Here is a 13137-nt window from a genome sequence, read left to right as displayed (position 1 = left end):
ATATCATTAGTATAAAACTTGAAAAAACCAAGAAATCAATATCTAAATCCACCCCTACTGAAAGTACTTTTCTTTAATTGTGCTATCTCATTAGCTTCTTTTGCAAAATGCGTCTCTTTTTCTGAATGAACTCTTAATTCCACATTTGAATCCGGCCTAAGTGCATTATTTGCTAAATGTCCATTACATTTAATCGCTGTTTCTCGTAGGTCTGCAAGCATTTCGGAAACATTATTCTTTTTAGCAGTCATTTTAGTATTCCCAACAATTATGAGCTTGAATTTAGACCTTGTAATAGCAACATTCAAGAGTCTGATATCTTCATATATTCGTGAGGAATCAATCTTCTCTGTAACCAGCGAAATAATTACAATATCTTTTTCATCTCCCTGAAATGAATGAATGGTATTGATGACAACACCCTTCTCAACATATTCTTCAAATGCATTGATCATTGAAGATACTTGATAGCGAAAAGGAGATAGAACACCTATTCTGTTAGGTTCCACTTTTTCCTTATTCACAAGTATATCAAGAACCTTTTCAATGTTTTCTATCTCCGCAATGTTGTTAGCAGAATGAGAAGGACCATTGTTTATCCATTTGATATCTCCATTAACATGTAGCCAACAGATTGGTGATGTTTTACTAACCAACTTTTTTTCGTCATTGCTTAACGAAAAGTCATTCATTTGCTCAAATGGATTTTTTCTTTTTAGAACTGACTCTGAAGTAATAATGCCACCGAGCTGACCATATATGTTTTTGGAAGATATTTCTGAGATCTTCTCATCCATCCTATATTGAGTATTCAACATAGTATGTTTTTCCGGATACATTCTCCACAGCTTCTCAAAAAGACTCTCTTTTATCCACTCCTCAGTACTATCCCCTCCAACAATGGGAGGAAGTTGTAGATGATCACCAATTAAGATGAACTTCTTTGCAAGAGTTAAAGCCAGCAATGTTTCAGGCACTGTAGAAGCACCTGCTTCATCAACGATCACAATATCGAACGGTTTTTCCTCATATCCTTTGGTATGATAGGCACTGGCAAGAGTTGAACCCACTACATTCGCATTGCGTATTGTGTTTGAAGTCCCAAAACTAGTTGCTGGGATCGTTATAGGAAGAATACTTTCAGCGATCTTGAAATCCCCCGCACCAAGACGACAAACCTGTTCGTTTTTAATAGAATCATCCTTTAGAATAGAATCCAGAGCATTATCCACTGCTACATTCATCCATGAAGTTAACAACACCTTTTTGCCACTTTCTGCAAATAACTTACACATTTCACTGATAATAGTTGTTTTACCAGTGCCAGGTGGACCTAAGATCAGATGAAAATCATCGGTATTAATAGCATTCAAAACCGCTTCCTTTTGGCGTTCATTGAGTTTAGGATCGACATATGTATTAGGTAGAGATGATTGTTTGGCACTATAAGTCCCGAATAACATATTTTTTAGCGGGCTTTCAGTCTCCTTCATATCATCCAGAATTTTGATCTCTCTATCAATAATATCAAGGGGGGGGATGTTTTCCAATCGATATGACCTACCAATTTCAAAACTTGGTTCTTTATCGAACACTAGGCGAAAATCAGTAGCAGATTCGCATTTTGTGCATGAAGCGATCAAAAAATTCAATTTATATGAACGACCTTCCCGTATCAAAAATGGATTGTACCTTCGTTCTAAATAATTTAAACTATCTTTTGAAACTCGTAGATCTACATAATAAAAGAATCTACCACGCATTAATTTTTTATTTACTCTAAGAACATCAGCCAGAATGAATGTGTTCTTTTCTTTTTCCAACCTCGACCTCTCAGATTTCAGCCAACTTATCAGTTTGTTCAATCTAAGCAAACTCAGCTTTGGATCCACTCGGCCTTTCATTTGTAAACCCCACGGAGAGTAGCATTCAAAAAAAGAATACTATTGAACGAAAAATTGAAACTACTGACACTTTTTGAAATAATTTCCATGCATTCCCCTTCTTCATCAATTTATTTCTTCGTAATGATCCAAGATATTCTATAAAATTTATCTATAATGTGTGGGGAATACATACATTCATTGCATAAATATATTATTATTTGGTTTTATACAATTGACAATGATGAAAATCAATTTTAAAAAAGATAAAAATGAGCAAAACTCAGAGACGCTTTTGCGTTTTCTAACTCCATCTTCAACAAAAATATCTGAATAATCAAGTGGTGAACAAAGTCTTTCATACTTCCCACCAGTATTATTGGAAAAGAACGAGTGTGCTTCAGTAATAACTATGGAAAACTCAAACGTCCATTTGATTGGAACCAGTGATTAAATACAAGTTTACCTGCAAATCACACATTTGACAATAAATAGATGAACTATGAAATATTATTAACAGCATCCAGTTGATATCTCATTGTATTTTATTAAAAAAAAGCATACGCCCAGAAAAGTGTATGAGACTCCCACATATGACCTCAGCAACATTTATTCCTTTTAATAATCAAGAGGCAGACAAATGACAAACACAGATCTTGATCCACAACAAACCAAAGCTGTCACCTACACCGATGGACCCCTACTCATCCTCGCAGGTCCCGGCTCCGGAAAGACCTTCACCATCACAGAAAAAGTGGTTGATCTCACTGAAAAAGGTCTGTCTCCTGAAAGGATACTGGCATTGACCTTCTCGGAAAAAGCAGCCGGAGAAATGCAGGAAAGGATAGAGACAAAAATAGGCGTTGGGAGTGGTATTACGGTTTCCACATTCCACTCATTCTGTAATGACCTGATACGCGAGTTCTCCCTTTACCTTGGCATAAACCAGAATGCAAAGCTGATCTCAAAGGAACATTCCCATGTTTGGGGTATCAAGAACATCGATTCGTTCGGTTTTGAGAACCTGGCTATCCCGCCACAACCATACGACCTTATTACCAGTTTGCTGGAAGGTGCATCCCAGTTGAAGGACCATCTGGTATCCCCGAAAGATCTGGAGAAATATGCAAGCAGCAATCTGGAAGCTGAGAGCATAGATGAAGGAGAAAAGGATATTCTGTTAAAGCTGAGTGATCTTGCAAGGTTCTATGACCATTACCAGCAGTACAAAAGTGATAATGGATTCCTTGACTATGACGATATGATCTCCATGGCATGTAACCTTCTTGAAACAAATGATGTTGTCAAAAATATGGTGAAGGCCAGATATGACTATATTCTCGTGGATGAGTTCCAGGACACCAATTTTGCACAGCTCTTTCTAGTGCACCAGATAGCTGATGGCAATAACCTGACCTGTGTCGCTGATGATGACCAGTGCATCTATCGTTTCAGAGGCGCATATCTTGCTAACATAGAGCAATTAGAGGAATACTACAGATCCCTCGAGAAGATCCCGCTTGAAAAGAACTACAGGTCAAGTTCACAGATCGTACAGCTTTCCCAGCAACTTATCTCGAACAATCCGCAGAGGCAGGAGAAGAACCTCACAGCCCACAACGGAGAAAAGAGCGAGGTCAAAGTCGTTAAAGCACCCGATGATGTGAGTGAAGCAGAATATGTTGCTGAAGAGATCGAGAACATGGTAAATGATGGTGTTCAGCCAGGTGAGATCTTCATACTTACCCGAAAAAGGGCTGATGGCAAGAAGTTCAGTGAATCATTAAAACAAAGGATGGTACCGGTAGAATTTGTCGGTAGTCTCCAACTGAACCGTTTCCCGGTGGTCAGGGAAGCAATGGCATATCTCCATGTAGTTGCCAACCCTTTCAACAACGGCATAGGCTTTGCAAAGATACTATCAAGAGAGGGAGTAAGCGAACATGATCTGCAGAAGATCAATCTTCAGGCATTGAAGATAAGCAGAGCTGACAGCACTGTAGGTGATGGAATATATTCTGTCTTGCTTTACCATCTTGATGAACTTGATCTCAGCCAGAAGGGTTTGATCATGTCGATAGTATCCCGCCTCAATGACATGATCGAATTCAAAAAGAATCACCTGCCATCTGATACTGTAAAACACCTGCTATCAGAGAAGACCGACTTTTACAGGACACAGTTGCAGGAAGACACGTCAGCATCCAGAAGGAACATCACGATCCTCAATTCACTCATCAGCACTGTGGAGGACCTTGAACTTGTTGATGGCGGCAGTGAGCTTGAGACCGTGGTCGAGGATCTTGAACTGGTATTCGGGCTTGAGCTGGATGAGGGAGTATCCAGTGATGAGGATACTGTAAAGATAATGACAATTCACCAGTCAAAGGGTAAAGAAGCAAAGGTCGTTTTTGTCTGCGACATGGCTACCAGACATCTTCCTCTGACCTATAGAAGAAAGACATTCACGGTACCAAAAGCCCTTTCAAAGGGTCGGCAAAGGGACGTGGACGAAAAAGTGCTGCATCTTGAAGAGGAAAGAAGGTTGGCATATGTTGCTATGACAAGAGCAAAAGAACAACTTTACCTCGTCTTCCCTGAAAAGTATGAAGGGAACAAAAGAGGAGTTACGCCCAGTGAGTTCCTTGTACAGCTTGAATACACGTCAAATCCTCTGATAGAGTATATTGAAGCAGATAAATTTGAAAGGAAGAACGAGGTTGATGATGTTTCACCTTTGATGAAGAAAAAGGATGAATATCTCCAATTGGTCAATATGTATTCAAAACAGGGTCAGTTAAAGCAGGCTCTGGAATCTCTTGTAGTCCTTGCTCAATTGAGGGAGATCGAGGATGAAGGCAATCTGTCCACTTTTGATGTAAAGGATCTCCTGCAGGTCAACCCGAAAGATCCGAAGGAATTAGAGGATCTCATTGATGGTAATATGCCACCACTTGTTGATCCGAACATGAGGTTCTCGGCTTCGAAGATCAAGACATACCATGATTGTCCGTTAAAGTTCAAGTATGGTTCTGTGCTCAACATACCTACTCCGCAGAAGACCTTTTTCCAGGTGGGTACAGATGTGCATTCTGTCTATGAACAGTTGTCTAGTATGGATATGAAGGGAGACAATATTGATATTGGCATGGCTCAAAAGATGCTTGAGGACATTTGGGACCCTACAGCATATCCTTCCAGTACAATGGAGGGGCAGGAACACAGCAAGATGAAGAAGATGCTGGAGTTCTGGTTCCGCTTTGAAGAAGATAATCCGAATGAGACCATTGCAGTTGAAGAATGGTTCGATCTCGAGCTTAACGGAGCTCATTTTGCAGGATTGATCGACAGGATCGACAAGACACCTGAAGGAGAATATATTGTCATCGACTACAAGACCGGGAAAACTACGCTTTCCAAGAACAAGCTGAAGGATGATGTCCAAATAGCCTTGTATTGTCTGGCAGTGAAGGAGATGCATGGAAAGCTGCCGGTAAAGGCAGGTCATCTTTATGTCAATCCTGAGGTCCAGGAGCTTCGGATGATCGATGTTGATGAAGGTAAGATCGGCTCGGTTGTGGATGGAATCAATGCTGTGGTTGAGAGGGTCATGAGGGATGAATTTGAGATCGATGCAGAGCCGAATTGCTATTATTGTGACTACAAGGGGCTTTGTGAGTGGTATAACAGGGAATGAATGAGTATTAGATGAAGCATGTGAATATATGATAGTTTAAGGCATTGATTTCACAAGGACTCCGAGATAAATAAACTGATAAGTTACATTGTAGCCCTCCTCGTAAAATCCAAATTGCCTGATGTCATCAAGAACAGAGAGAAAATAGCAACCCGTTTCATGGGCCTTGCTAAACATCTCGATGCAAAGCTCAAAGAGTCCTGATACATGCCCTCAAAAACGTTAACGTACACATTGGTAAGGTCCAGCCGTAAGAGCCTTGGGATCACCATAGAACGCAACAATGACATCATAGTGAGAGCTCCACAGGATTGCTCTATTGATGTCATCAATGGTTTTTTGAAGCTAAGAAGTTCTGGATATATCAGAAAATGGCAGAAAAACGTCTCATAGAAGATGAAATGCCACCTAAGAAATACGTAAACGGTGAAGGATTTCCCTACCTTGGTAAGAGCTACAGATTGCAGATAGTTGATGATGGTGCTCCCCTGAAACTATCTCATGGTTATTTCGAGCTTAACCAAAAAAATGCCGACAAGGGACGTGAGACATTCATCAAATGGTATAGGGAACATGCACTTCCTATTATTGAGAAGCGTGTGGATATCTACAAGTCGATACTGGGGGTGGAGCCATCTGATGTCAGAGTACTTGACCTGAAGTTCCGTTGGGGCTCTTGTTCTTCAGCAGGCACTATCAACATTCACTGGAAGACCATACTCGCACCGATGTCGATAGTTGATTATGTGGTGGTACATGAACTGGTTCATCTGAGGGAAAAGAATCATACACAGAAGTTCTGGGAGATCATGGGGACTGTGCTGGCGGATTATGAAAAAAGGAAGGAATGGCTGAAGGTTAATGGGAATTATTTTGAGATATGATGGTATTTTCTATGGATTAATTTGTACTAATTATAGGAATGAATATTTTGAAATTGTATGCACATTGTGGAGAAACAACAATCTAGTGCTTTGATTTGGGAGGGGTTATTTGGAAGATCATACATGTATAAAAGTAGAAAATTTGCTCAAAATCGATAATATTGACAATTATAAAATACATTTTGCTGTAGGGAATGGGGTAGAACGGCCGTTAGATGTCTTTGTTAGAGATCGAGATGAATGGAAGGAGTGGAATAGCTGGAGGGGCAATAATAACCGCTTCAGTCGGGAATATATTTTTTCAGTAATGCGATTTCACCCTCAACCTGAAAAATGGTTATTTGGAGGGATTTTTAAGGTTGTTGAAAGACACAAAGATGGGTATGTTGTCACTCTTGAAGAACAATACCAAGAATACATAGGCAGGCTGTTGATAGATTATCCGGGCCCAAAAGTCCCAGGATCTGCATTCTATCTTGAAAAGCACTATCCAAATCTTTTAGTTTCACAAATATTTGAAAAACCATACTCAGGGGACGTATTCTGTGGTTATGAAAACATTGAACATGGGTTTTTACAACTTGAATCAATTTTTAAACAAAATAAAAGAGACTGGATGGCTGCGCTAAAGAACGTCAAAGGAGTATATCTAATCGTGGACAAACATAATGGAAAAATGTACGTAGGATCTGCCTACGGTGAAACAGGTATATGGTCCCGGTGGGGCTGCTACATTGGTACAGGTCATGGTTGGAATGATGAACTTACAAAACTTATAAAAGAAAACGGTATTGATTACGCAAGGAAAAATTTCCAGTTTTCTATTTTAGAATATCGTTCTATGAAAACAGATGATAATGTTATCATTGAAAGAGAGCAATATTGGAAGCGTGTTCTTTTGTCAGGCACATTTGGGTATAATAAAAATTAAGTATTTCGAGTAAATAAACAATACCGAAGCCATATCAAAATCAGCTATTTTTTTACTCATTACTGTCGTTCAATGACTGGAAGGAACGGGAAGAGATACATCAGGTAGAAGAAAAGGCGTATCTTCTGCCTTATGTCGCTTGAATCCTATCGCTTTGTCTCATATTGCGGTTCTAAAAAATCAATCTCTTTGCGCTTACCATCTAAATGATAGACCCTCACGGTTTATTTTTTCTAAGCAATCTGGGTCAATGGTGCTTTCGTTTGTCATTTTAGGCCTCCATTGTTGTTATTTTTCCGAGGTTGGTGGCGGTTATCTGTCAATTTTGATTTCAATCTCTCTGCGTTTGCCCTCCTGTCTGCTCGATATCGAGGACTGGGCACATTCATACACCACGGATCCTTTTGGCAAACTCCCATTTGTTGGACCTTCTCACAACTCGCAGTTCTTAATTTCCGATATGATCCCTGGAAAATAGTAATATCTCCACCTGTCATATAGTAGAGCATTTCTGCTTCATTTTGAGGAATTCCCATCTGCCCGAGGAACGCCCCCAATGTCTGTAGCATAGAATCGGTAGGATTTTCTTCAGTGAGGATGCGATGGATACATTGAGGCCATTTGTCAGCAGTAACAGGAGTCTTTGACATATCCTCTTCTGGTAACGTCTTGTTCTCATTCAACTTTTGAATTAGTGGGCATTCCCGGGGAACACATACGCCATCACCCAACACGGATTTGAGGGTATTACAAGAGAAGTGATAAGCACCCCACATCCCAACAGACTGCTCTATTCTAACTTGCTTCTCGTTCGCTGTTAGACCGCTACACTGATCAATGAATTCAGTAACGTACTTCTTGGCTTCTGCCTGTGAAACACCCGAATCACTCGCCCTTAATACAATTGCTTGAGCTGCATAGTATCGCTGGCCCGCCGGGATTTGGGAGGCCAGGTTAAGAATTCTTTGGACACAGGGATATTCGCCTAAGTCTGCATCGATTCTTATGCTTGGTCGCTTTGCCCTCTGTTCTGCTTTCAAACATTCCTGATTAAGGACCTTCAACACATGGTAGTGGAACTCTGTGTCTTCGATTTTCCACATAGGGATTTCGTCAGGAATTCTCAAGGTGAGGTCCTCGGGCAGTGGTGGATATTCCGGAATCTTGTCAGGATCAATCTGTGTCTTGTAACATCCATCTTTCCGGAGAGCTCCAAAACAGCGTACCATCGAACCTTTTCGGTTTTTTGAGAAATGAACCTTCTTAAGGTCTACCCCTATGCTTTCCGGAGAAATGTCTGCATCTTTGAAGATATCCTTAAAGAGCGTCTCCCGGATTATTTGCATATAGTCGATTCCAGTAATCCTTATCTTTTGCTCAAGCTCAGGATGCACAGTAAAGGATGCTATGAATATGCTTACGTGTATCCCCTTTCCTCCACTATATGCACATTCTGTGATAGGGATCTTAGCTTCTTTGCAGTATTCAAGAAGCTTGACAATCCCGGACCTCATGGTTTGCCAGTTCTCAATATCTGGATCGATAAAGATCTCGTTGGGCAGTATCCTGCGGGTGTAAATTGGTATCCGGATCTTGTGCCATATGTCATAAAATGGAAGCCAACGATATAGGTCGGGGTCATCGCCGTCTTCCACAGCTCCTTCTTTTGCTTTGATAAGGATAGGAGTACTTCTATACTCTCCCTGTAGCATCTTTAGCCAGTCATGTTGTTTTCTGACAATCTCTTTGATCGTGAGGCAGGTCATGCAACCACCATCGGCAGTCTATAATTATTTGGACCTCTATTTTTCACAATATATAGTTCATTTCTTGCCCTGGTGATTCCCACATAAAAGACCCTCGCTTCAGCTGCAGAATCTTTCCTCTTAGATTTCCGGATGGTTTGCGTGATTTCCGTATGCAAAAAGACCTTATTTGCTTCTAATCCCTTGCTTCCATGTATTGTGGTCAAAGTGGTGTGGAAATCTTTTCCACTTAATGGCCGTCTGTACCGAACTAATGCATTGTTAATCTTTGCCACTATCAGCTTCCCTGGATTGGACATATGTGCAACCGAATCGGCTGATTTCAGGATCTGATACAATTGAAATGTCATATACAACTGGCAGTCAGACGTACTTATTTTGTTTATGGATTCTTTCAGTTCTTTTTTGGTCCCTTCAAAGTCGAAGTATTTTAAGGGATACGTGTCAACCAAAGCCCTGAAGTGTTCCTTTTCTAACCACTGTCCATTTCTAACTAGTATAATGGCATTAAAGACACACAATTCCGTATATGACCATCCATATAGGCCATTCCACAAAATACCATTCTCAGCCATCGTGAAAGCTATTGAAGGTGCCTGATAGTTTGACCTCACCAAATGAAATGCTGTATTGCCTGGAACCCCTTCCCACAACTCGACATGTGCGAAATAATCGCGTTCATTAAGCTGTTTGATTATTCCGTGTCGATGAGATGTTTCAATGTCCGGAGGTTGCATCCCATTAAATCGTACCACTTCTGCTCCAAAGTTCCAGATTTCTGGAGTCAGTCGATGAGACACAGGCAATACTTCAAGCTCTCCTTGGAATTGCTCAAAATAGTCAGGAGATCCCCCCCAGAATCCATACAAACTCTGCAAAGGATCACCAGCAATTATTACCTGATCCATATCCTCGGCCCACGTATTGATTATTTTGTTCTGTAGATAAGTTTGATCCTGGAACTCATCATCCATCAGAATGTTTTGCTCCGGAACTAATCCTTGCTCATAGGCATCTGTTAACATATCAGTAAAGTCAATATATCCATTTTCTATTTTCCATTCACCATAATGTTTGAGGCTATCGGTAGCAGTACTTGGACTAATTTTCAGTTCCCTGAAATTCGGATACTTCCATACCATCTTTAGAGGGGTGCCTGTATTCGCCAACCAAGCATGACAATCCATCAGCCCCCTCCCGGGATTGTTATAATTTTGTGCTTTGACCTTATAGCCGGCCTCAGAACTGAATTCTTTGAGAGCTGCAGAATTTACTACTTTTGCATATCCCTTGCCACCCAAAAGCGTGTAGCATTCTCCGTGTATTGTCTTGATGTTCGACTCCAATATGTCAAAATCTATTTGTGTAGATTCTGAAAGCCTTCCACGAATCTCGTTCGCTGTATTCCGTCTAAATGTGGTCAATAACGTATTTTCTGGCTGTTTTACGAATTCTTTTATCAGTCTGGTTGTTTTTCCACATCCCGGAGCTCCCCATATGCTTATTCTAGTCATATTTCCCTCCGGGTAGGATAGGTAAGAGGCATCTTTCCAATGGGTCTTACTGAAAAAACGATAGCGAGTAATATATAGGTAAGAAGGTAAGAGGGGTAAGACCCCCTTTTAAGTAAAAATATATCCCTATATAGTCTTACCATAAAGTCAGTCCTCATAGTCTTCCCCCTCAATTGATGGATTCTGGTTGTGAATTTTCTCAGGAATGAACCACCAACACCAGACATTTTGACCATGGACCTTCACACCTTGAGTTTTTTCTCTTTTGTAACCTCTGGCGGTCATTGCCTGGCTAACATCCTCAAGCGTCGCTTGAACACAGATCTCGTCCTTTAACATGGCGCCTACAGCACTTGCCGGAACAACATAGAACAATTCCTCGTGTGGCCGATGCTTAACAAAAAAAGAGCAATTTTCACCATCTAGCAAAACACTCTTGTCTTCGGTAATATCTGACCCTTTACACAACTGTTCAAGAAGCATGTCTGCAGCCATTACAGCATTTGTTTCATCAAGATCTCCCTGTTCAGCAATATCAGCAATGTACTCTGCAAAAACTGGCCAATCTTTCTTATCAATAGAAAGCATCTTTCCAAATGCATCATAATAGAGAGTTGTAAACCACCCCGATCCCTTTTGGATCTGTGCGGAAGTTAGGGTCAAGTCATGGCCATCTATGTATATGTGGGACTTGCCAGTATCCCCCTTTTTCAAGGAGGATGTTTTGATAACACGGTCAATCCGGTCCGTAACGTCCGCTATAGTGGTCTGCTTGCCTCCCCCATCAAACGGGTTCTTGCGGTCCACCAACTTCACTTCCGGCTATTCTCAGCACGTATGAGTACAACAAGCGCAAAGATGTAATCCTGCACTGTGGGAACAGATGATATGTGACCTTCCTCAATACACCGTGCAACCATCCCATCCCAGCTTACCACATCTTCCAAACCCGCTTTATGATACTCCATCAAATAATGGCTTAACTGTTCAATCTCACATTTGTTCATCGGTCACTCCTCCATGATCTGGCTGGCCACGTCGACAAGCATTTTTAGGATGGGATTGGTTCTCTCAATAATTTTATAGAGTTCGGGGTCATTGTGCACAGATGCAAAGTCCTTGACCAGCGGATGCTGCTGAAGAACTTCAACGTCTGTCACTGTAACACCACCGGATTGAGAAAGAAAGGAAGTTTGCCGTGTGGTATTTATACATTGTTCGCTCATATACGAACATAGATATATCTTTGAGGGGGTACCCCTCATAAGGTTGCATTAATGACATATTTTTCACCTTAATGCCACTATCTACAGCCCATGAACTCAGAAATATCTCTATAGATGATTAACACTATATATGATACAATCATACCTTTGTTATACGGGTGAAATACACCTGTAAATTGTTGGAACAAGGCAGAGATGTCTTGAGTTTGGGCCGGGGGATATTACAGTATCCCTGTGGCTTTCAAATTATGATTTTACTTATTTGTCTCCAATTCTGGTACGTACTTGTCCACCAAGGCCCACATTTTTGTGCCAGTGGCTACACTTTCTTTTTTAAGTCTGTCATGTGTCTCCAATTTTAAAATTACATGTTTCCATACTTCGGTCATTGTTTTCCTCCTTTTGATAGTGCCTGGACATTCTCCCTTACATATATCTGAAAGTTGAATTTCGAATGTCAGCACCTAAGGTATAGCATGAGTTATATGTATATAAAGTTTACGTGTAAAACCACAAGGCCAAGGCTCTTTTGGACCAAGGGGCCTTTTAGACTGTAATGCCTTTAGAAAAATCGCGAACCGACGTAACACACGTCAACAATATTGGACTCATTCAGCTTGATACTGCAAAAATCAGCAGTGAAAAAGAGATGATTAAACACTAAATCGATGCAACTTATGCGAGATTAACAAACTTGTGTATGATCCCTTCGGTCTTACAGAAGAGGATTAGCCATAGCAGGGGGATAATTCCCTGAACTTCCCTCTATAATCCAATGTGACATACTACATCCTGTCACACCTTAAGTCTGCTCTTTGTGGGCTGAGATTCACCACTGTGCTTCAAATCGTGCAGGCCACTATCAACAAAGGCTGATGTGTAAAAGTGCACTGAGAACGTTCTGTGTCAAACCTCAGAGGCATTCTCGAATGACAATCCATTCTATACAGGATAACGTAAAGAATGGCAGAATAGCTGATTTCACCGCAGCTTTACCGATGTTTCATAGAAGATATAGGTTTTAGGAATGCTATATTTTATAAATCGATCAGCCCTTTTTGCATCGAATGTAAGCATTTACACGAAGGCTTCGGCTGGAAATGTTCTACTGTCGGGTAAGTCGGTGGAATTACTCCCACTTTCTCCCCTAAGAACTGTACGTGAGACTTTCACCTCATACAGCTCAAGCATCTCTTAACCCTTTCAGGCAACAGTTATTCAATAACTGCTTTCGTA

Annotated in this window: 11 protein-coding genes; 4 read left to right on the top strand and 7 right to left on the bottom strand. The window is 40.8% G+C overall.

All coding sequences use genetic code 11. The features are described 5' to 3' along the window. Nucleotides 1-35: 35 nt before the first annotated feature. On the bottom strand, nucleotides 36-1823 hold the full coding sequence (locus tag KDK67_RS08770) for a DEAD/DEAH box helicase (RefSeq protein WP_250868418.1): 1788 nt from the start codon (nucleotides 1821-1823) through the stop codon (nucleotides 36-38). A gap of 700 nt (nucleotides 1824-2523) precedes the next feature. Here KDK67_RS08770 and KDK67_RS08765 point away from each other — a divergent pair. The 4 genes from KDK67_RS08765 to KDK67_RS08750 all read left to right on the top strand — a co-directional run bounded on the left by KDK67_RS08765 (nucleotide 2524) and on the right by KDK67_RS08750 (nucleotide 7395). Then, nucleotides 2524-5580 carry an ATP-dependent helicase gene (locus KDK67_RS08765; RefSeq protein WP_250868417.1) on the top strand — a complete coding sequence of 1019 codons (3057 nt, stop codon included), beginning with the start codon at nucleotides 2524-2526 and terminating at the stop codon, nucleotides 5578-5580. 207 nt (nucleotides 5581-5787) lie between these two features. Then, the gene (locus KDK67_RS08760; RefSeq protein WP_250868416.1) at nucleotides 5788-5973 is read left to right on the top strand and encodes a hypothetical protein; all 186 of its coding nucleotides are present in this window, start codon (nucleotides 5788-5790) and stop codon (nucleotides 5971-5973) included. Next, nucleotides 5952-6464: a M48 family metallopeptidase gene (locus KDK67_RS08755; RefSeq protein WP_250868415.1), complete on the top strand. Its 513-nt coding sequence runs from the start codon at nucleotides 5952-5954 to the stop codon at nucleotides 6462-6464. The genes KDK67_RS08760 and KDK67_RS08755 overlap by 22 nt, the downstream gene beginning before the upstream one ends. A gap of 109 nt (nucleotides 6465-6573) precedes the next feature. Then, complete coding sequence (locus tag KDK67_RS08750) at nucleotides 6574-7395, top strand: GIY-YIG nuclease family protein (RefSeq protein WP_250868414.1); 822 nt, start codon at nucleotides 6574-6576, stop codon at nucleotides 7393-7395. 266 nt (nucleotides 7396-7661) lie between these two features. Here KDK67_RS08750 and KDK67_RS08745 read toward each other — a convergent pair whose 3' ends face one another. The 6 genes from KDK67_RS08745 to KDK67_RS14305 form a co-directional block, all read right to left on the bottom strand. Continuing rightward, a complete protein-coding gene (locus KDK67_RS08745) occupies nucleotides 7662-9161 on the bottom strand; it encodes a hypothetical protein (RefSeq protein ID WP_250868413.1) in 1500 nt (499 codons plus the stop codon). Continuing rightward, on the bottom strand, nucleotides 9158-10675 hold the full coding sequence (locus KDK67_RS08740) for a UvrD-helicase domain-containing protein (protein WP_250868412.1): 1518 nt from the start codon (nucleotides 10673-10675) through the stop codon (nucleotides 9158-9160). The genes KDK67_RS08745 and KDK67_RS08740 overlap by 4 nt, the downstream gene beginning before the upstream one ends. A 147-nt stretch (nucleotides 10676-10822) precedes the next feature. Beyond that, complete coding sequence (locus KDK67_RS08735) at nucleotides 10823-11482, bottom strand: hypothetical protein (protein WP_250868411.1); 660 nt, start codon at nucleotides 11480-11482, stop codon at nucleotides 10823-10825. Nucleotides 11483-11487: 5 nt separating this feature from the next. Then, the gene (locus KDK67_RS08730; protein ID WP_250868410.1) at nucleotides 11488-11682 is read right to left on the bottom strand and encodes a hypothetical protein; all 195 of its coding nucleotides are present in this window, start codon (nucleotides 11680-11682) and stop codon (nucleotides 11488-11490) included. 3 nt (nucleotides 11683-11685) lie between these two features. Further along, the gene (locus tag KDK67_RS08725) at nucleotides 11686-11835 is read right to left on the bottom strand and encodes a hypothetical protein (protein ID WP_250868409.1); all 150 of its coding nucleotides are present in this window, start codon (nucleotides 11833-11835) and stop codon (nucleotides 11686-11688) included. 320 nt (nucleotides 11836-12155) lie between these two features. Then, nucleotides 12156-12290, bottom strand: a complete 135-nt coding sequence (locus KDK67_RS14305; protein ID WP_276575106.1) for a hypothetical protein — start codon at nucleotides 12288-12290, stop codon at nucleotides 12156-12158. Nucleotides 12291-13137 lie beyond the last annotated feature (847 nt).

It is taken from the genome of Methanococcoides seepicolus (assembly GCF_023684405.1).
Lineage (GTDB): Archaea > Halobacteriota > Methanosarcinia > Methanosarcinales > Methanosarcinaceae > Methanococcoides > Methanococcoides seepicolus.
The sequence above is the reverse complement of the archived record's forward strand: the minus strand, read 5'-3'. Positions and strand labels throughout refer to the sequence as shown.

Excerpts from the sequence above, each read along its gene's own strand:
- KDK67_RS08765 (WP_250868417.1), top strand. The coding sequence starts at position 2,524 with ATGACAAACACAGATCTTGATCCACAACAAACCAAAGCTGTCACCTAC.
- KDK67_RS08760 (WP_250868416.1), top strand. The coding sequence starts at position 5,788 with ATGCCCTCAAAAACGTTAACGTACACATTGGTAAGGTCCAGCCGTAAG.
- KDK67_RS08755 (WP_250868415.1), top strand. The coding sequence starts at position 5,952 with ATGGCAGAAAAACGTCTCATAGAAGATGAAATGCCACCTAAGAAATAC.
- KDK67_RS08745 (WP_250868413.1), bottom strand. The coding sequence starts at position 9,161 with ATGACCTGCCTCACGATCAAAGAGATTGTCAGAAAACAACATGACTGG.
- KDK67_RS08740 (WP_250868412.1), bottom strand. The coding sequence starts at position 10,675 with ATGACTAGAATAAGCATATGGGGAGCTCCGGGATGTGGAAAAACAACC.
- KDK67_RS08730 (WP_250868410.1), bottom strand. The coding sequence starts at position 11,682 with ATGAACAAATGTGAGATTGAACAGTTAAGCCATTATTTGATGGAGTAT.
- KDK67_RS14305 (WP_276575106.1), bottom strand. The coding sequence starts at position 12,290 with ATGACCGAAGTATGGAAACATGTAATTTTAAAATTGGAGACACATGAC.